The following is a 17,913-nucleotide window of genomic DNA, read 5'->3' as shown; positions in this document are numbered from 1 at the left end:
GCTTTAGTCGCCAACCTTGACCCGGCTGTTGGGCACTTCGCCGAACACGTCGGGGGCGTAGAGGGCCTCCACCCGGGTCGGCGGCAGGGCGAAGTCGCCGCTGTTGTTGAGGCGCAGGGTGTATTCCAGGACGAAGCGGCCCTTGGGCAGCCACTGGTAATAGGCCCGGAAGGCACTGAAGCTGCGCTCCACGTAGCTGGGCCGCAGGCCGTGCGAGTCCCGGTTCTCATCCAGGGTGCCGATGGCGCTGTCCCGTCCGTCGCCGTCGCCAAGGATGCGGGCACCGGCGGGAATGGGGTCGCTCAGGGCCACCCAGGTCATGTCCTGTTCCGCATCCACCGTCAGGGTCACGCGCCACAGGTCGCCGCGGCTGACCTTGCCCGGGATCTTCTCCTGCAGCGGCGCCACCTTGCGGCTGATGCGGTAGCCCATGGCCCGGGCCGGGCCGTCGGCCACGGCCGCCAGCACCTGTACGGTGGCCCAGGGCTTGCCGCTGCCCTGGTGGCTCAGCTGCAGCTTGTCCTCCTTGCCGGCCGGATTGGGCCAGGGCAGGGCCAGGGGGGCGGGCTGGGCGGCACCGGCCTGGCGCCAGTCCACCTCGGCGCCGGCCTTGGCCAGGGTGGCCACGGTCTTGCCGGCCACCGGCTCCCGCTCGAACTTGCGGGCGAAACGGTCCAGGGTGACCCGGGCCCAGGCATTGGCCGTGGTGGTCAGCCAGCGGCCCCGCACCTGGCGCTCCATGGCGCCCTGCACCAGGCGCGGCAGGTCCTCCTGCCAGACCGGGTTGTCGAGCATGGCCTCGATGAGGCGGAAGGCGTTGGCGTCGGCGTTGAGCATCATCCACCACCAGTAGTCTTCCCGTTCCGTGGTGAAGGTCAGGCGGCCGCCGGTGTAGGAGAGGCGGTTGCGCAGTTCCTGCTGGGCCTCGGCCAGGCGCTTGCTGCGCTGGGGCAGGTCGGCGGTGCGCTGCAACACCAGATACCAGTCGATGAGGGCCGCCGTGGGCAGGCGCAGGGGATCGACCTCCAGGGCCGCCACCGTGCGCGGCAGTTGCACACCCTGCCGGCCCAGGGCCTGCAGGGCGTTGAGGCGGCGCAGCAGCAGCGGGTCGCCGTAACTGGCGGGCGCCCATTCGCCGGTGCGCAGGCGGCCTTCGGCGTAGGCGGTGAGGCCCTGCACCATGCGCCGCCTGCTCTCCTCCGGCACGGCGAAGCCGGCCAGGGTGGTGAGGTCGAGCAGATAGGCCGTCAGGGTGGCGCTGCCCGGGGTGCCGGGGAAGTAGCCGGCCAGGCCGTTGCTGTCCAGCATGCCGGGCAGGCTGTCGGCCACGGCCTGCCAGCGCCGGGCGTCGTTGAGGCCGACGGCGATGGAGGTCTTCTGTTCCAGGCAGGAGAAGGGGTACTCCTCGAAGAAGCGACGCAGGCCCGGCGGTGGCACTGCCAGCTTGGGCGACAGGCTGATCTCCAGCCCGCCCTTGCCGGGCAGGGCGCCGGCCGGCGGACTGACGCCGACCTCGTACTTGCCGTCGACCCGGGTGAAGGTGGCCTGCTGCACCGTCACCGGCACGGCGGGGGCGACCTGCTGGGTAATCTTCAGGGCGTCCTGGGCCTTGCCGCCTTCTTCTTTGGCGGTGAATTCCCAGTCCTGGTGGCTGGCACCATCGGGGGCGTCCGTCTCCCAGCTGAGTTCGGCGGCCCCTTCGGCGGCCAGGACGACCTGGCGTTCGGGCAGGTTCTGGCTGCCATGGCGGGCCTGGAGGCGCACCGTCATCTGGCGGGCGGTGCCGTTGCGCAGGGTGACCAGGGCCTTGAAATGGTCGCCTTCCCGCACCAGAGGCGGCAGGCCGGAGATAATCTGTAGGTCCTGCCGGGTGCGCACGCTGCTGCTGCCGCTGCCGAACAGGCCGGCCCCGGCCGTGGCCACACCCACCAGGCGGAATTCGCTGAGGGAATCGTTCATCGCCACCTTGAGGGTGGCGCTGCCGTTGGCGTCCAGCTTGACCCGGGGCTGCCAGCTGAGCAGGGTGTCGAACAGTTCCCGGGCCGGGGCGCGGCCGCCGCCGCCGCCGGGGGGCAGGGCCTTCTTGCCGAAATGGCGCTTGCCGATGACCTGGGATTGGGCGGTGGCGGTTTCCACCTGGTAGGCCCGCTTCTGCAGGAAGGCCTGCAGCAGGTCCCAGCTGTCGTTGGGGCGTAGTTCCAGCAGGGCCTGGTCCACCGCGGCAAAAGCCACCTCGCTGCCGGCGGGGGCCGGCTTGCCGTCCGGCGTGGTGACGCGGATTTTCACCGTGGCCTCTTCCCGGGGCCGGTAGTCGCTCTTGTCGCTGCTCACCTCCACCTTGAGGCGGAAGCCGTCGTTGCCCACGGCGATTTCCCCCAGGCCCAGGCGGTAGGCCGGCTTGGCCAGGTCCACCATGGCGGTGGGCTGCTCCGGGTGCCACCATTCCTTGAACCAGGCCAGGGGCTCGCGCCAGCCCCACTGGAAGAAGCTGGTCCATTTCAGGGGCTCCACCCGGCCCCGCACGGCGAGCACGGAGACATAGACATTCGGCCCCCATTCGGGTTTGACCGGGATTTCCACGGTGGGCTTGAAACGGGAAAGGGGCTGCACGAAGGTGTCGATGATGCCGCCCGCCTCCACGGAAACCAGGGCGGTGGCTTCCCGGAAGGGCGTGCGCACCTGGAAGCGGGCCGTCTCCCCGGGCTGGTAGCTGCGCTTTTCGGGAATGACGTCGATGCGGTCCTGGTTGCCGGCGGTGAACCACAGGTCGCCGCCGCCGCTGACCCAGTAGCTGGTGCTGGCCCGGGCCACGTTGCCCTGGCTGTCCCGGGTTTCGGCCAGCAGGTGGATGGCCCCCGGCTCGCCGGCCTTGGGCTCGCACAGCAGCAGGCCCCGGCTGTCCGTGGTGCCGGCGCAGACTTCGCCCATGTCCTGGTATTCCTGCTGGTTTTCGTAGGCGTAGAAACCGCCGACGATGCGCCGGCGGTGGCTGTAATCCACCCGCCGCTTGGCCTTGACGCTCACCGCCTGGCCCGCCACGGGCTTGCCCTGGATATCCAGCACCGCCACTTCGATGCGGTTCTTGCCGTTGCCGGAGGCCCAGTCCGCCACCTTGATGCCCACCGCCACATTGGCCGGCCACAGTTCCACCTGGCCCCGCAGGGTCTGGATTTCCCCGTTGGGGTCGGCGAAGGTCATTTCCGCATAGACCTCGCTGGGGCCCTTGGGCTTGGCGGGCAGCACCACCTCCAGCTTGCCGGCGCCGGCCTGGTCCAGGGTCACGGCCTGGCGATCGAGAATGAGGGTTTCCTGTTCCCGGTTGGCCTCCACCTTGAAGGCGGCCAGGGCAGCGGCATCGAAATCGATGTGGAAGTTGTAGGCCTCGAAGTTCTTGTACACCGGCCAGCGCGGGCGCAGGGTGGCCGAGACCTGGACTTCCGCCCGCTTGGCTGCGCCGCCGTTGAGGAAGGACAGGCCCAGGGCCAGGGGCACCTTGCCCGGCGCCACCTGGCGGGCCGGCACGCCCTGCACGCTGCCGGTGAACACCGGCAGGCGGAAGTCGGCGACCCGGAATTCCCCGGTGTACTGCTCGCCCCGCTTGCCGCCGGCGAGCACGATTTCGTAATTGCCCAGCTTGGCCGAGTCCGGCACCTTCCAGCTGCTGGTGGCGGCGCCCTGGGCATCCCAGCTCAGGGGCTGGGGATATTCGGTACCGCTCTCGCCGTGGCGGATGACCAGGCGGGTGGGCAGTTCCTCCGCTGCCGGAATGGCAAAGCCCCGGCTGTTGCGGCTGCGGGCCAGGTGCTTCATGGAGAGGGTCTGGCCGGGACGGAAGAGGGTGCGGTCGAGCACGGAGTGGATCTTGAAGTCGCCGCTCTCGCCCCAGGTTGCCACGCCGAAGCGCCAGGGTTCGATGCCTTCGTTCCAGTCGGAGCGGACGAAGCTGTAGTCCCCGTTGAGGCGGGCGCTGGCAAAGAGGAACTGGGTATCCCGGCAGTAGGGCGCTTGCAGGGCCTGATCCACCCGGGCCCGGCCCTGGGCATCGGTGCTGCCTTGCCAGAGGGACTGGCCGTTGCAGCCGGAGATGCGCACCTCGGCGCCGGCCACCGGCTTGCCGCTGTCCAGGGCGGTGACCCAGACCAGGCCGTTGTCCCGTCCCGTTTTCAGATGCACCGCCAGGTTGGTGACCAGGGCCGCGGCCCGCACGTACATGGGCTTTGGCGTTGCCAGCAGGGCCTGGCCCAGCAGCTGGCTTTCGATTTCGACGATGTGGTAGCCGGGCTTCTGCAGGGGTACGCCGATCACCTCGAACTCGCTGCTGCCGCCGGGCTTGGGCAACTCCTGGCGGGCGACGCCGGCCCGGCCCTGGAGGAAGGAAAGCTCCCGGGCGTAGTAGGGGTCGATCAGTTCCCGCCATTCCCCATCCACCTTCAGGCGGACCTTGCGGCTCTGCTGCTCGAACTTCTCCAGGGCCAGCATGGCGGCAATCACGTCCGCATCTTCCGTCAGGCGTTGCTGGCTGAAGCGGTGCCGGCCCGGCAGGGTCAGCCCGGCGGTCTTCAGGCTGGCCTCCACGTTGCGCAGGGTGACCGGGAGCAGCCCGCCTTCCTGCAGCTCGACGATGCCGAAGGCGCCGGGAAACTTGGCCAGGGGCGGCAGCCCGCCGGTACGCAGTTTGAGGGGGAAGCTGGCGGCGTTGGCCAGGGGGCGGCCCGCGTCATCTTTCAGCCCGGCGGGGATTTCCAGGGTCAGCTCGGCATTCTGGGGCAGGGGGCCGGGGAAGCTGAGGGATTGCAGGGTGTCGCTCTTGCTGCTGCTGTTCTGGTTGGGGTCCTGGGGCTTGCGCTTGCCCTCCGGGGTGACGAGGGCGAACTGGCCGATCTGCTTGGCATCGAAAGGGGCATTGAACTGGAGGCTGAGGCCCGAGAAGGGGGAGCAGGGCGCACCGGCCTTTTCCCGCTCGCAGGAAAAGGTGGCCTTGAAGGGCTCCCGCACCTTGTAGACGAAGCTTTCCTCCTTTTCCGTCGGCGTGCCGTTGGCGGCACGGATGCCGGCCCCCCAGACCAGGCGGGCCCGGCTGCCGGCGGGCAGGCGTTCGCTGCAGGTCACCACCAGGGGCGCGGCGCCCGTATTGCCTACTCGTTGCAGCACCTCCTGGCGTACCTTGGCCGCCACCGGCCGGGCCGGCAGGCGCTGGCCGACGCCGTCGGCTTCGCACCAAAGATTGTTTTCCAGGGAGCGGGCATCCAGCTCGCCGCCGCCGTTGATGACGAAAGCCTGTTCCTCGTCGATGGCGCTGCCGGGGGAGGGGGCGATGCGCCAGGGCCGGGGAGGGGCGCCGAACAGCTCGAAACGGGTTTTGCCGCCGATGCTCTCCCCGCTCAGGGCAAGCTGTTGGGATTTGACCGTGAAGACGCAGCGTTCGCCGGGTTGCAGGGCGCGTGCCAGTTGCCAGGCCCAGGTGCGGGCATCCACCCAGCGGCCTTCGCCGGAGATGCGGGCGCAATCCACCTCGAAGGGCGCGGCCGCCGTGGCCTCTCCCAGCTTCACCATGTCGGCGCTGAAGCGGGCCGTGATACGGGTCTGGTCTGCGACCTTGCCCTGGGGCTGGAACTGCTGCACGGTGGCGGCGGAGACCAGACCGGTCAGGGACAGGCTACAGACAAGCAGGGCCAGTTTTTTCATGGGCGAGCCTTTGGGGCAGGTGGCTGGGGAATGTCGCATTTTATGACGATCGCTTCGATCGTGAGTCGCGAATTGGCATGCCAAGCGTGGCAGAGGGAAAGCATCGGTCTCTGTCGCGGGCGTAGCCGGGTCGAGAGCCGTGGCGGCCTGCCGGGCGTCGCCGCCCCCAGGTCGGTTGTGGCAAAGCGGAGGAAAGGGCGGCGTGAGGGCGCTCCATTCCATGCCGGATCATGCCGGCGCCACCGGCGCTGCGGTCGCCGTCCGTTCGCAGAGCGCCTGTTCCCCGCTGCTACTTGCCGAACAGCCCCTTGATGGCCTTGCCGACGCCTTCGGCGGCTTCCACGGTTTTCTGGCCCACGGTACCGACGCCCTTGGCCAGGCCTTCGAAGCTGATGCCGAAGGTGTCGGCGATGGAGGCGCCGACCTTGGTGGCGAAGCTTTCGTTGAGATGGAACTGGGGGTCCTTCAGGTTGCCCTCGAGGACGAACTTGATGTCGATGCGGCCGTTCTTGTCCTTCAACAGGCTGAGCACCGCCTGGCGCGGCATGCCCATGAAGGTGCTGCCGTTGCTATCCAGTTCCAGCTGGTTCAGCACCAGATTGCCCGGGGCCTTGAGGCGCTGCTCCTTGACCACGGCGTGCAGGTCCAGGTCCAGGCTGCCCTTCTTGACACCGGTTTCGGCGGCCTTCACCAGATAGGGCTGGAGGGCCACCAGGTCCACCTGGCGGAAGGTGCTGGTGATGTCCGAATCCCGGGTGGCCAGGTCCATCCAGCCCTTGATGCTGATGCGGCCGTCCTGGCGCACGCCCTTCAGCACGCCGTCCAGGGCCAGCCGGGTGCGGCCGGCAAGGTCGGGCAGCTGGATGTCCTGCACCGTGGCGTCGAGCTGTTCCAGGCGGATTTTCAGGGCAGGCTTGCGCACCGTGGCGTCGAAAAATTCCAGCACGGCGCCGGTCAGTTCGATGCGGCCCAGGTGAACCCGGGGCGGCGGCGTCTTCTCGGCCTGCTCCGCCGGCGCCGGATGTTCCAGCAGGTTCGGCACCACCCGCATCTTGCCGTCGGCGCTGCGCAGGGCCGAGACATAGGCGCCTTCGATGCGGATGGAGGACACCCGGATGGGCTGGCCCAGCAGGCTGCGCAGGTCGGGACTGACGACGATGCGCTCGGCCCGCAGGGTGTCGGCTGCCGGCCAGCCTGCGGGGGCCTTGAGGCGCAGCTTGAGGATTTCCACCTCGCTCCAGCCGAGGCGGATTTCCCCCACTTCGCTGTCGGGCCCCAGGGCCTGCTGCACCTGGTCCTTGAGCAGCCGGGTGCCGACCTGGAGGCCGGCGACGGCGAGCACGATCAGGGTGACGGCGAGGATGAGGAGGGCGGAGAGCCAGCGCTTGAGTCGGGTCATGGCAGCAGTCGGTACGGGGAGGGCGAGGGAGATGGTCGATGGCGAGGATAGCACCGCCACCCTGGCGGCATAAAGCCGGGATGGGGCGGCCTGGTGCGGGGCCTTGGTTTCAGCGCCTGAGGGCGGCGATGAATTCGTCGCTGTCGAAGCCGTCCTTCATGTGGTGGCCGCGCACGATCAGGTAGGGCACGCCGTTGCCGCCATAGCTCTGCATTTCCTGCTCGCAGCGGCGGTCGATGCTCATGTTGCAGTCGGTGTAGGCAAATCCGTACTGGCTCAGCCAGGAGCGGGCCTGGGCGCTGTAGGGGCATTCGCTGGTGGTGTACATCACCACTTCGCCGGGGCCGACGCCGCGGGCCAGGGCCTGCAGTTCGTCGAGACTGGGTGAGGTGCCGGACGCAACCGTGGCGGCCCCTGCGACATCGGTGCCGGCATAGTGACGCCAGCCCAGGTGGACGGCGCCGGCCAGGATCAGGATGAGGAACAGCTTGGGCATGGGGAAGGCTTTGGGTGACGAGGCTGTCAGTCTAACGTCATGGCGGCGGTGGGTGTGCGCAAGCCCCTTAGCCGAACAGTTCCAGGGGCCCCTCGTCCATCAGGGCGATCTGTTCTTTCAGTTCCAGGATGCGTTCTTCCCAGTAGCGCTGGCTGCCGAACCAGGGGAAGGCGGCGGGAAAGGCCGGGTCGTTCCAGCGGCGGGCCAGCCAGGCGCTGTAATGGACCAGGCGCAGGGTGCGCAGGGCCTCCACCAGATGCAGTTCCCGGGGATCGAAGTCCATGAAGTCCCGGTAGCCGGCCAGCACGTCGTCCAGCTGCCGCTGCTGTTCCCGGCGGTCGCCGGAAAGGAGCATCCACAGGTCCTGGATGGCCGGGCCCGTGCGGCTGTCGTCGAAGTCCACGAAGTGGGGGCCGGCATCGGTCCACAGCACGTTGCCCATGTGGCAGTCGCCGTGCAGGCGCAGGCTGGCGACGTCGCCGGCCCGCTCGAAGCAGCGGCGGGCGCCGTCCAGGGCCACGTTCACCGTGCCTTCCCAGGCGTTTTTCAGTTCCGGCGGAACGAAGCCGCCGGCCAGGAGGAAGTCCCGGGGCTCCTCGCCGAAGCTGTGCAGGGTCAGGGCCGGCCGTTCCCGGTAGGGGGCGAGGGCGCCGACGGCGTGGATGCGGGCGATGAAGCGGCCCAGCCATTCCAGGGTGTCCGGGTCCGACAGCTCCGGTGCCCGGCCACCGCGGCGGGGGAACAGGGCGAGCCGGTGTTCGCCGCTGTGGTGCAGGGTGCGGCCGCCGATTTCCAGGGGGGCGACCACGGGAATTTCCCGCTCCGCCAGTTCCCGGGTGAAGGCGTGTTCTTCCAGGATGGCGCCATCACTCCAGCGGCCCGGGCGGTAGAACTTGGCGACGACAATGTTGTGGCCGGCCAGGGGCTCGTCCAGCCACAGCTGGTACACCCGGTTTTCGTAGCTGTTGAGGGCCAGCTGGCGGCCGTCCGGCAGCAGGCCCAGGCTTTCCAGGGCGTCGAGCACCGCGTCCGGGGTCAGGCTGGCGTAGGGCGGCGGGGCTTGGGTTTCGGGCATGGTGGGGTCCGGCTTTGCGCGTAGAATGGGCCCATTGTAACCGGCCGCCCCGAGAGCCGCGCCCCATAAGGAGTCCGCCATGTCTCCCCTGAGTCCCGATGCGCTGAAAATCTACTGGTCCGCCGACGAGGTGGCCACCAATCTGCTGGTCTTCGTCAATCTGCTGGGGGCTTTGCTGCTGGGTTTCATCGTCGGCTACGAGCGCTCCTACCACGGCCGGGCGGCCGGCATGCGCACCTACGGCCTGGTCTGCATGGCCTCGGCGGCCCTGGTGGTGATCATCGGCTATCCCGGCTACTGGTATGGCGGCCAGGGATTGCAGCCCGCGGCCACCGATCCCACCCGGGTGATCCAGGGCATCGTCACCGGCATCGGCTTTCTCGGTGCCGGGGTCATCATGCGCGAGGGCTTCACCATCAGCGGCCTGACCACGGCGGCCTCCATCTGGGCCTCGTCGGCCATCGGCATCCTGGTGGGAGTTGGGTTCTACGCGGCGGCTATCCTGCTGGCCCTGTTGTCGGCCACCTGCATGATGCTGGTGTCCCGGCTGGAGGGCTGGCTGCCGTCGCGGCAGGCGGTGGCCATCACCATGCGTTTCCGGGCCGGCTTCACGCCGCGCCAGGATGTGCTGGCCCGGGCCGCCCTGAAGCGGGGTTACGAACTGGCGCCGGGCAGTTTTGCCATCGGCTACGATGCCGGCCAGGCCGAATGGCGCTTCGTCGCCGTATCCCTGGGCAAGGCCAACGGCACGCCCATCACCCAGCTGGCGGAGGAACTGGCTGGCTTCGAGGGCGTGGACAGCTTCAAGCTCTCCCACGCCCGCAACTGAGTCCCTACTTGCCGGTGTCGCTCCCGGCCTTTTCCGCCTTGCCCTGTTCCACCAGCTTGCCCAGCTTCTGGGTGAAATAGCCGGCGTAGGCCAGGGCCGCCAGGGTGAGGCCGGCCAGCAGCAGCTGGGTGCCGCTCATCTGGCCCGGGGTCAGGTTGTTCATGGTGGAGTAGCCCAGCACCAGGGCGGCGACGAAGCCGCCGATGACCTGCATCAGGGCGAAGACTTTTTGCGCTTTGAGGGGGGGAGTGGCCATGGCGGAACGGATATTTGGCTGAAAGTGGGCGATTGTAACGGATGGGGCGCCCAACTCCTGCGATAATGGCGGCCTTTCGCGGGATTTTCCCGGCGTCCGACGCCCCTTCCCGTCGCATCCTATTTGAGATTTCAGGCAAGACATGACAATACAGTGGTTCCCCGGCCATATGACCTCGGCCCGCAAGAAGGCCGCCGAAACCATGGAGTTCGCCGACGTGGTGATCGAAGTGCTCGACGCCCGTCTGCCCGAAGCCAGCCGCAACCCCATGATCGAGGAACTGCGCAAGCACCGCCAGCGGCCCTGCCTCAAGCTGTTGAACAAGTCCGACCTGGCCGACCCGGCCGTGACCCAGGCCTGGCTCGACTACTACAAGCAGCAGCCCGACGTGAAGGCCGTGGCCATCTCCTGCAAGAAGCCCGGCGAGGTGGCCCGCATCCCGGCCCTGGCCCAGACCCTGGCGCCCCACCGCAACAGCAACGTCAAGCCCCTGCGGCTGATGATCATGGGCATCCCCAACGTGGGCAAGTCCACCCTGCTCAACGCCCTGGTCAAGCGCAAGGTGGCGGCGGTCGGCGACCAGCCGGCGGTGACCAAGCAGCAGCAGCGCATGGACCTGGGCCCGCGCCTGTCCATCGTCGATACCCCGGGCCTGATGTGGCCCAAGATCGAGCTGGCCAGCGACGGTCTGATGCTGGCCGCCAGTCATGCCGTCGGCCCCAATGCCTACATCGACGAGGAGGTGGGGGTGTATCTGGCGGAACTGCTGTTGCAGCGCTATCCCCAATGCCTGGAGGCCCGCTACGGCCTCAAGGCGGCCGAGACCGATGCGGTGGGCGTGGTGGAAACCGTGGCCCGCAAGCGGGGCTGCATCATCAAGGGCCGGGCCGGCGAGCTGGACCTGGAGAAGGCCTCCCTGATCCTGCTCAACGACTACCGCAACGGCACCCTGGGCCGCATCAGCCTGGAGACGCCGGAAAGCCGGGCCGCCCTGCTGCAGGCTGCTGCCGCGGGCCAACTGGCGCCGCCGGAAGAGGCGCCGGGCGCGGACGAATAACAGCCGCCACCAGAAAAAAAGGCCTGTCAGCGACAGGCCTTTTTTTTGCGCCCGCTTGGCCGGGCTAGTGCTGATGCTGCTGCATCATTTCCTTGAAGCGGGGATCCTTCATCATCTCCGCCGGGTTGAAGGTGCCCATGTTGGGCATGATGATGTCGCCCGGTTTCTGGCCCTTGGCGCAGGGGCCCAGCCAACGGGTCTCCTGGGTCATCCTGGTTTCCTTCATGCCCTGCAGCGGCGGGCTGTAACGCATGGTCATGTCGCTCTTGTAGCCGCTGGAGAAATCCCCGGTGAGGACGCCATCGGTGGTCACTGTGGTCTTGTCCATGCGGCAGACGGTATGGATGGTGACCTTGTTGCCGCTCTGCTTGACGTCCATGGCGCTACAGTCCGGCTTCTGGCCGGGCTGCTCCTGCATCAGGTTGTCCGTGTTGGCGTCCACGCACATCTTCATGGGGCCGGGGCTGGGGGCGCCGACGATCTGGGTGTGGATTTCCCACAGACCCGACTTGCGCTTGGGCAGCTCGGCGGACCAGGCGGAAAGGGACAGGCTGCCGGCGAGGACGGAGCAGACGGCCAGGGCCAGGGGGTGACGGAAGGGAGAGGGCATGGCGGCTCCTTTGCCTGAAAGGGGACTCTGCAACGCCGGAACGGTTATCCGGTGGCGTCGAGTGTAGCAAAACTGCCCGTTGCTACGGGGCAGGTTTTCAGGCAGGTATTACAGGAAAGGAGCGCCGCAGCGGGTGGCGCTGGGAGGACGGCGGCGCCGGCCTCAGCGGAAGGCGGAGATGTAGGCGTTGCCGTTGTAGTGGGCAGAGGCCTCGCCCCGGTGGGAGCGGAAGGTGACTTCAAAACGGTGGCCCAGGGGGCGTACTGCGATGACTTCGTAATGCTCGTCGTCTCCCTTGCAGAAGTCGACAATCCGGTCGCCCGGCATGAGTTCTTTTACTTTCACTAAGCTTTGTTTCCTTGAGTTGATCAGCACCCTGCGAAGTTCCGCGTCGGCGGGGATGGCGCAGGGTGCCGTGGCGCGCCTAGCGGCGGCGGCGTGCGGGGGCGGGGCCCCGGGCACCTTCGCCGAGGTGGCGGAAGGTGATGCGACCCTTGGTCAGGTCGTAGGGGGACATTTCCACGGTGACCTTGTCACCCATGAGCACCTTGATGCGGTGCATTTTCATTTTGCCTGAACCGTAGGCGAGGATTTCCACGCCGTTGGCCAGGGTGACGCGATAGCGGGATTCGGGCAGCACTTCCATGACGGTGCCTTCAAATTCGAGGGCTTCTTCCTTGGACATTCAGTTCTCCGTTTGGTCTGCCCCATTCCTGTCGGACAGGCGGAACAGCGCGAGGTGGATCAGAGCCGGGCGCACAAACACATGGCGCAAGCCGGCCGGGGGCTGATGCGATCTCTTCTGGACGTAGTTCCGGGGCAGCGCCTGGGGCGTGGCCGGCAACAAGCACGAATGCATCTGGGGATGACTCGGGGCGCGGGGCGCCGAGGGTACCGCAAGGGCGGAGGGCTTGAGGGCAGAGGGGGCATCACGTTGGCCGAGGTGATGCTATTCGGCCAAGGTGCAGCAGTGTACTGCATTTCCCCCGGGGACGTCGGAATATCTTTACATCCCCGGGGAAAAGGGGGAGGAGGCTAGAACTTCTCGTCGCTGCGCAGGTAGCGCCACTGGCCCGGCGGCAGTTTGCCGAGGACCACGCTGCCGATGCGGATGCGCTTCAGGCCCACCACCTTCAGACCCACCAGCTCGCACATGCGGCGGATCTGGCGCTTGCGGCCCTCGCGCAGGACGAAGCGCAGCTGCTCCTCGTTCTGCCAGGAGACGTGGGCCGGCTTGAGCTTGACGCCATCCAGGCTGAGGCCGTGGTTGAGCAGGGCCAGGCCGTTTTCGATCAGTTCGCCCTCGACCCGCACCAGGTATTCCTTTTCCACGGTGGAGTCTTCGCCGATCAGGCGCTTGGCCACGCGGCCGTCCTGGGTCAGCACCAGCATGCCGGTGGAGTCGATGTCGAGCCGGCCGGCAGGGGCCAGGCGGCGCAGGTGGGCGCTCTTGAAGCGGGTGCCGCCCTTGTCCTCTTCCCAGCGGTTTTCCGGCTGGACCAGGACCACGGCGGGCTCGTAGCCGTCCTCGGCCTGGCCGGAGACGTAGCCGATGGGCTTGTGCAGGATGATGGTGACGCTTTCCGCCTGGTGCTTGCGGGCTTCCGGATCGACCTCGATGCGGGCCGTGGGCACGATACGGGAACCCAGTTCGCTCACCACCTTGCCGTCCACCTTGACCCAGCCGGCCTCGATCCATTCGTCCGCTTCGCGGCGGGAACACAGGCCCTGCTCCGACATCACCTTGGACAGGCGCGGCAGTTCGCTGGGATTGCCGCGGTCGCCCCGGGGCGGCCGGGCATCGGCGGAGCGCTCGCCCGTGGCCGCATCGTCGCGCCGCGGCGCAGGGCGGCGGGGGGCGTCGTCGAAACGGCGGGCCGGCTTGGCGAAGTCACCCGCCGGCTTGCCGCGGAAGGGCCGTTCCCGGTCGCCGTAGGTCCGTTCGCCGCCTTCGCGGCGGGGGCGCTCCGCCCGTTCGCCGTCCCGGGCGTAGGCCGGGCGGGCGGGGGCGTCGCCACGCCGGGGCGGGCGACCGTCCTCACTGCGGGGCTTGCCGAAAGGGGCGCCGGGCTTGCGTTCGCCGTAGCTGCGCTCGCCGTCCTCGCGGCGGGGGGCGCGGGGCCCACGGGGGGCATCCCCATCCCGGCCGTCGCGGGCGTAAGCGGGCTTGCCGGGTCCATCGCTGCGCCGGGGCGGGCGGCCATCGGCCTGGCGCGGTGGCCGCTCATCGCGGCCGGCGGGCTTGCCCCGGGCCGGGCGGTCCCGGTCACTGTAGGGGCGTTCGCCGTCTTCCCGGCGGGGGCGGCGCGGTGCTTCACCATTCCGCTCATTGCGGCTATCGCGACCATCGCGGCCGTAGGCCGGCTTGCCGGGGGCGTCGCTGCGCCGCGGCGGACGGGCATGGTCGCTGCCTTCCCGGCGCGGCTGTTCGCCTTCGCTGCGGCGGCGGGGTGACTCTTCACTACGCGGTGCGGAGCGGCGGGGCGCCTCGTCCCGGGCCGGGGCTTCCGCCCGGGGCTGGTTGCGGGTGGCGCGGTTGCCGCCGCGGATGGGCTTGCGCGCCGGATCGCGGGAGGGTTCGCTGTTGGCGTCGCCGGCTTTTTTACTCGGCAGTTTGAGGGTGGAGCGGGTCATGGTGGGGCCGTGGAAATCTTCAGGCCTCGCAGTGTACGCCAAGTGGGGCATCCCAAGCGGGAAAACGTCGCCGCCTGCCGCCGTGCGGCGCGGGGTTAGTCGTGGCAGCGGCGATGCCGGTGGTGCGTCACCCAGTGGGGCGGGCAACGTGACCGCGGCTTTTGCCGCATGGCGCCCTGGCGCCGTTGGACGAGTGCGGTCGTCGCCGTGTCGGCCTCATCCATAAAAAAAGCGGCACTCCCGGAGGAGCGCCGCTTTTTCCGGCTTGGTCGGCAGACGGAGGTCAGACCCGCAGCAGCACCGTCTTCAGGGGCGGCTGGCCGTCCGGGCTGGGGAAGTCGGCCTCGGGGAGAATCCATTCGGCCGCCCGCACTTCCCGGCCCGCCTTGCGGGCGCTGCGCTGCAGCTGGTCGAGCCAGGCGTCGCGCTGCACTTCGGCCACGTTGTTGCAGCAGACCAGGGTGCCGCCTTCGGCGGTGGCCAGCAGGGCCGGCTTGAACAGGGCCGGGTAGTCGTTCACCAGGTCCACCACGCCAAAGGGGCTCTTGGCGTAGCGGGGCGGGTCGAGGAACACCAGGTCGAACTGGCGTGGCTCCAGTTCGATGAAGGGGGGCATGCGCTTGCCCCGCACCATCTTGGGCTGGCCGATGCCGGCCAGCTGGCGGATGGCGGGGAAAACGTCGCTCTTAATGAAGCGGGGCCGGTGATTGAGTTCGTTGAGGGCGGCGTTGCTCTTGCCCACGGCCAGGCTGCTTTCGGCGAAATCCACATTGACGACGAAGGCGGCCCCGGCCTTGGCGGCGGCGATGCCGACGCCGCAGGTGTAGGCGAAGAGATTGAGCACGGACTTGCCGACGGCTTCCTGCATGATGCGGCGGCGGCCGGCCCGCAGGTCCAGGAACAGCCAGGGGTCCTGGCCGGCGTGGCGGGCCTGGATCAGGTAATTGACGCCCAGTTCGCTGAACTGGCGTGGGCGGTGTGCCGGTTCCACCTTTTCCGGCGGCAGATCGTTGGCGATGCGGGAATTGGCGCGGCTGCGGTCGTTGTAGATGCAGTCCAGGCCGGGCAGGACGCCGGCGTAGAAGGCTTCCAGTTCGGCCAGTTCGCCGGCTTCCAGGGGCGTGTGGAAGCTCTGCACCAGCAGCAGGTCGCCGTAGCGGTCCACGGTGAGGCCGGAGCGGCCTTCGACGCTGCCGTGGAACAGGCGGTAGGCATTGGTGCCTTCGGCGTGCAGCTGGGGCAGCAGTTCGCTGCGGGCGGAATAGGCGGCGGCCAGGCGGTCGCTGAGCAGGTCTGACATGGGGACTCCGGTGCTGCTGAGGGGGAGGCCGGCGCCCGGGCGGCGTTCGGCAGGGGTGCGGCGGAGCGGCGGAGCGGCGGCGGGCTGGTGCCCGGCGGCCGGCCCCGACGACGGGCAGGCCGGCATTGTAGCGGAAGGCCTGCCGCGGTGCTGGCCTATCGCTGCAAACAGTGCCGTGGAAACAGCAGCTTGGCCACCGCTGCAGCCTCTTGCCGAGGTTCAGGCGGAGCGGCCGCGGCCCCGCTGCTTGCGCCGGCCTTCCAGGGCCCGGCGCAGGCGGGCGGCGGTGTCCGGCAGGTCGATGGGGTGGGCGGGGGCCAGGTCGTTGCTGCGACTGCGCAGCTGCTCCAGGGACGGGGGAAAGTCCTCCTGCTTGCAGGCGAAGGCGATCTGGTTGCCTTCCTCCTGGGCGTCGATCAGCAGCACCCGGCCGTCGAAGCACTGGCGCAGGCGGCCCAGGTAGAGCTGCAGCAGGTCGTCGCCGGCCCACAGGTTGACCACCATGACGCCGCCGGGCTTGAGGCGGGCGTAGCAGTAGTCGTAGAAGGCGGTGGTGCAGAGCTGGCGCGGCAGGCCGTCGAGGCAGAAGCCGTCGATGAGCAGCACGTCCACGCTGTCCTCCATGGCCCGGATGTAGTCGGCCCCGTCGGCGCAGACGACGCGGAAGTTGTCGCCGTCCGGCGGCAGGCGGAACTCGTCGCGCAGGGCGATCACCGCCGGGTCGATCTCCACCGCGGTGAAATCCACCCCGGGCAGGCGCTGCAGGCAGTACTTGGCCAGGGAACCGCCCCCCAGGCCGATCATGGCGATGCGGGCCGGCTCCGGATGGAGCAGGAGGAAGCCCATCATGGAGCGGGTGTAGCCCAGGGTGAGGGCCGTGGGGTCGGCCTTGGACATGGTGCTCTGCACCGTGCGGAAGTCGAAGTGGAGGGCCAGTTCGTCCGCCTCGTCCTTGAGGTAGGGGCGGCCGCTGAGGCGCTCGGGCGGCACGCTCTGCCGCAGTTCGTAGTCGTCGTCCCGGGCCATGGGTCAGGTGCCGGCGTAGCGGCCGGGGCGGTGATTGACGGCGATGACGAAGTTGAGGGCGACGGCGCCGAGGATGGAGAGCAGCACGTGGTAGGGATCCCGCACCAGCAGGGCGGCCGAGAGGATGGCCACGTCGGCGGCCATCTGCACGTGGCCGGCGCGCCAGCCGCGCCGTTCCTGCAGATACACGGCCATGACGCCGAGGCCGCCGAGGCTGGCCCGGTGGCGCACCAGCATGAGCAGGCCGATGCCGGTGAGAAAGCCCCCCATGAGGGCGGCAAAGACCGGCTCCAGGCTGGCGAAGGCGACGTGGGCCGGCAGCAGCTCCGTATAGAGGGAGAGCAGGGCCACGGCGATGAAGGTCTTGAGGGTGAAGTTCCAGCCCAGGGCCCGCACCGAGAAGAAGTAGAAGGGCAGGTTGATGAGGAAGAAGGCGGGGCCGAACGGCAGATCGAGGCCGTAATGGGCGAGGAAGGCGAGGCCGGTGGTGCCGCCGGTGAGGAGACCGGCATGGCGGAACAGCAGCACGGCGAAAGCGACCACCAGGGGCGCCACCAGGAGGGCCTGAAGGTCTTCGAAGAGGCTGTGGCGGGGCGGGGCGGGGGGCTGGGTAGTCAAGGCAGGGAGGGAGCAGGCGTGAGGGGCGTAGTGTAAGCCATGGGGCGGCAGGCGTAGAATCCGCCCTCACTCAACGACCGGGAACCGCCATGGAAGAGCGTCTGAACGAACTGGAAATCAAGCTCAGCTTTGCCGACGATGCCATCGACGAACTGAATCGCACCGTCTTCCGCCAGCAGCAGCTGATCGAACAACTGCAGCACGACCTGCGGGCCCTGCGGCAGCAGATGCTGGCCAGCCTGCCGGAAGAAAAGCGCACCCTGCAGGACGAGATTCCGCCCCATTATTGATGGGGTTACAAGGGCCTGGAAAGTTCAATAAGATCAGAGTAAAAAACCAGCATCGAAAGATCTGACTTTGCTTTATGCTTTTTTGTCATAAATTTTGTGGCTTGAAAAGTTGTTGATATAACTTCCATCAGTGTTATGAGAAGTAGTGCGCCTAACCATAACAAAAACGACGGTATAAGCCATATGATTATTAGTGTTGTTTTTTGGTCGTGATTGAATAGTTCAAAGATGGTCTCAATGTTTGCTCCATAATTTATGCAAAGGGCAAATAATGGCGCAATCAAAACGAGAGATAGGGAATATATTCGTTGCTTTGATTCGGGGTCGTATATTTTTTTGGAGATTTCAAATTTTTTTTGCTTCCCTATATAGTATTTCGAGTTTCTTTCGTCTAATATATTTTTAATTTTTATAGCTATTGTGTGGTAATTTTTTTGTTTTGATTTTGTGAGCTTGTTGATTAAGAAGATTTTGGCTTCTGTTTTTGTTGAAAAATTTCGGCTATATTTTTTTGATAAATAGTTTAAATTTTTCTTGTTATTTAGTTCTTTTGCAACCATTAGAATAACTAAAGTACTTGCTTCTGTTGCAAGCATTAATATTCCGGTGATAAGCGAGTTGTGTTCCGGATTTTTAGT

Annotated in this window: 16 protein-coding genes; 3 read left to right on the top strand and 13 right to left on the bottom strand. The window is 67.4% G+C overall.

Annotated elements, in window-relative coordinates:
• Positions 1-3: 3 nt before the first annotated feature.
• From EV678_RS04055 to EV678_RS04040, 4 genes are all read right to left on the bottom strand, one after another.
• Positions 4-5,685: an alpha-2-macroglobulin family protein gene (locus tag EV678_RS04055; protein WP_165397444.1), complete on the bottom strand. Its 5,682-nt coding sequence runs from the start codon at positions 5,683-5,685 to the stop codon at positions 4-6.
• 289 nt (positions 5,686-5,974) lie between these two features.
• Complete coding sequence (locus EV678_RS04050; RefSeq protein ID WP_130458595.1) at positions 5,975-7,084, bottom strand: DUF748 domain-containing protein; 1,110 nt, start codon at positions 7,082-7,084, stop codon at positions 5,975-5,977.
• A gap of 109 nt (positions 7,085-7,193) precedes the next feature.
• Positions 7,194-7,580, bottom strand: a complete 387-nt coding sequence (locus EV678_RS04045; protein ID WP_130458594.1) for a glutaredoxin family protein — start codon at positions 7,578-7,580, stop codon at positions 7,194-7,196.
• A gap of 67 nt (positions 7,581-7,647) precedes the next feature.
• Positions 7,648-8,655, bottom strand: a complete 1,008-nt coding sequence (locus EV678_RS04040; RefSeq protein ID WP_014237794.1) for a serine/threonine protein kinase — start codon at positions 8,653-8,655, stop codon at positions 7,648-7,650.
• 79 nt (positions 8,656-8,734) lie between these two features.
• Here EV678_RS04040 and EV678_RS04035 point away from each other — a divergent pair, with 79 nt between their 5' ends.
• Entirely contained in the window at positions 8,735-9,484 is a 750-nt protein-coding gene (locus EV678_RS04035) for an MgtC/SapB family protein (protein ID WP_130458593.1), read from the top strand.
• Between the two features lie 4 nt (positions 9,485-9,488).
• On the opposite strand, the gene EV678_RS04030 is transcribed toward EV678_RS04035, so the two are convergent.
• On the bottom strand, positions 9,489-9,740 hold the full coding sequence (locus EV678_RS04030) for a hypothetical protein (RefSeq protein ID WP_014237792.1): 252 nt from the start codon (positions 9,738-9,740) through the stop codon (positions 9,489-9,491).
• A 142-nt stretch (positions 9,741-9,882) separates the two neighbouring features.
• Between EV678_RS04030 and ylqF the strand changes: the two genes are divergently transcribed.
• Positions 9,883-10,797, top strand: a complete 915-nt coding sequence (gene ylqF / locus EV678_RS04025; RefSeq protein ID WP_130458592.1) for a ribosome biogenesis GTPase YlqF — start codon at positions 9,883-9,885, stop codon at positions 10,795-10,797.
• A 64-nt stretch (positions 10,798-10,861) separates the two neighbouring features.
• Here the strand turns inward: ylqF and EV678_RS04020 are convergent, their stop codons facing one another.
• The 7 genes from EV678_RS04020 to EV678_RS03990 form a co-directional block, all read right to left on the bottom strand.
• Positions 10,862-11,407, bottom strand: a complete 546-nt coding sequence (locus EV678_RS04020; RefSeq protein ID WP_130458591.1) for a DUF3617 domain-containing protein — start codon at positions 11,405-11,407, stop codon at positions 10,862-10,864.
• A gap of 162 nt (positions 11,408-11,569) precedes the next feature.
• Positions 11,570-11,752, bottom strand: a complete 183-nt coding sequence (locus EV678_RS04015) for a hypothetical protein (protein ID WP_043798298.1) — start codon at positions 11,750-11,752, stop codon at positions 11,570-11,572.
• Between the two features lie 79 nt (positions 11,753-11,831).
• Positions 11,832-12,092 carry a translation initiation factor IF-1 gene (gene infA / locus EV678_RS04010; protein ID WP_014237788.1) on the bottom strand — a complete coding sequence of 87 codons (261 nt, stop codon included), beginning with the start codon at positions 12,090-12,092 and terminating at the stop codon, positions 11,832-11,834.
• Between the two features lie 350 nt (positions 12,093-12,442).
• Positions 12,443-14,041, bottom strand: a complete 1,599-nt coding sequence (locus tag EV678_RS16260; protein WP_235832401.1) for a pseudouridine synthase — start codon at positions 14,039-14,041, stop codon at positions 12,443-12,445.
• A gap of 283 nt (positions 14,042-14,324) precedes the next feature.
• Complete coding sequence (locus EV678_RS04000) at positions 14,325-15,341, bottom strand: class I SAM-dependent rRNA methyltransferase (RefSeq protein WP_130458589.1); 1,017 nt, start codon at positions 15,339-15,341, stop codon at positions 14,325-14,327.
• 219 nt (positions 15,342-15,560) lie between these two features.
• Entirely contained in the window at positions 15,561-16,367 is an 807-nt protein-coding gene (locus tag EV678_RS03995; protein ID WP_130458588.1) for a fused MFS/spermidine synthase, read from the bottom strand.
• Between the two features lie 3 nt (positions 16,368-16,370).
• Positions 16,371-16,985: a YitT family protein gene (locus EV678_RS03990; protein WP_014237784.1), complete on the bottom strand. Its 615-nt coding sequence runs from the start codon at positions 16,983-16,985 to the stop codon at positions 16,371-16,373.
• 89 nt (positions 16,986-17,074) lie between these two features.
• On the opposite strand from EV678_RS03990, the gene EV678_RS03985 reads away from it, so the two are divergent.
• On the top strand, positions 17,075-17,275 hold the full coding sequence (locus tag EV678_RS03985; protein WP_014237783.1) for a SlyX family protein: 201 nt from the start codon (positions 17,075-17,077) through the stop codon (positions 17,273-17,275).
• 5 nt (positions 17,276-17,280) lie between these two features.
• Here the strand turns inward: EV678_RS03985 and EV678_RS03980 are convergent, their stop codons facing one another.
• Positions 17,281-17,871: a hypothetical protein gene (locus EV678_RS03980; RefSeq protein ID WP_130458587.1), complete on the bottom strand. Its 591-nt coding sequence runs from the start codon at positions 17,869-17,871 to the stop codon at positions 17,281-17,283.
• Positions 17,872-17,913 lie beyond the last annotated feature (42 nt).

The organism is Azospira oryzae (genome assembly GCF_004217225.1).
Taxonomy (GTDB): Bacteria; Pseudomonadota; Gammaproteobacteria; order Burkholderiales; family Rhodocyclaceae; genus Azospira; species Azospira oryzae.
The sequence above is the reverse complement of the archived record's forward strand: the minus strand, read 5'-3'. Positions and strand labels throughout refer to the sequence as shown.

What these genes read in the sequence shown, in the direction of transcription:
- EV678_RS04020 (WP_130458591.1), bottom strand. Translation starts at nt 11,407, where the DNA reads ATGCCCTCTCCCTTCCGTCACCCCCTGGCCCTGGCCGTCTGCTCCGTC.
- EV678_RS04055 (WP_165397444.1), bottom strand. Translation starts at nt 5,685, where the DNA reads ATGAAAAAACTGGCCCTGCTTGTCTGTAGCCTGTCCCTGACCGGTCTG.
- EV678_RS04000 (WP_130458589.1), bottom strand. Translation starts at nt 15,341, where the DNA reads ATGTCAGACCTGCTCAGCGACCGCCTGGCCGCCGCCTATTCCGCCCGC.
- EV678_RS04035 (WP_130458593.1), top strand. Translation starts at nt 8,735, where the DNA reads ATGTCTCCCCTGAGTCCCGATGCGCTGAAAATCTACTGGTCCGCCGAC.
- EV678_RS04040 (WP_014237794.1), bottom strand. Translation starts at nt 8,655, where the DNA reads ATGCCCGAAACCCAAGCCCCGCCGCCCTACGCCAGCCTGACCCCGGAC.
- EV678_RS04030 (WP_014237792.1), bottom strand. Translation starts at nt 9,740, where the DNA reads ATGGCCACTCCCCCCCTCAAAGCGCAAAAAGTCTTCGCCCTGATGCAG.
- EV678_RS04050 (WP_130458595.1), bottom strand. Translation starts at nt 7,084, where the DNA reads ATGACCCGACTCAAGCGCTGGCTCTCCGCCCTCCTCATCCTCGCCGTC.
- ylqF (WP_130458592.1), top strand. Translation starts at nt 9,883, where the DNA reads ATGACAATACAGTGGTTCCCCGGCCATATGACCTCGGCCCGCAAGAAG.
- infA (WP_014237788.1), bottom strand. Translation starts at nt 12,092, where the DNA reads ATGTCCAAGGAAGAAGCCCTCGAATTTGAAGGCACCGTCATGGAAGTG.
- EV678_RS03980 (WP_130458587.1), bottom strand. Translation starts at nt 17,871, where the DNA reads ATGCTTGCAACAGAAGCAAGTACTTTAGTTATTCTAATGGTTGCAAAA.
- EV678_RS16260 (WP_235832401.1), bottom strand. Translation starts at nt 14,041, where the DNA reads ATGACCCGCTCCACCCTCAAACTGCCGAGTAAAAAAGCCGGCGACGCC.
- EV678_RS04045 (WP_130458594.1), bottom strand. Translation starts at nt 7,580, where the DNA reads ATGCCCAAGCTGTTCCTCATCCTGATCCTGGCCGGCGCCGTCCACCTG.
- EV678_RS03995 (WP_130458588.1), bottom strand. Translation starts at nt 16,367, where the DNA reads ATGGCCCGGGACGACGACTACGAACTGCGGCAGAGCGTGCCGCCCGAG.
- EV678_RS03985 (WP_014237783.1), top strand. Translation starts at nt 17,075, where the DNA reads ATGGAAGAGCGTCTGAACGAACTGGAAATCAAGCTCAGCTTTGCCGAC.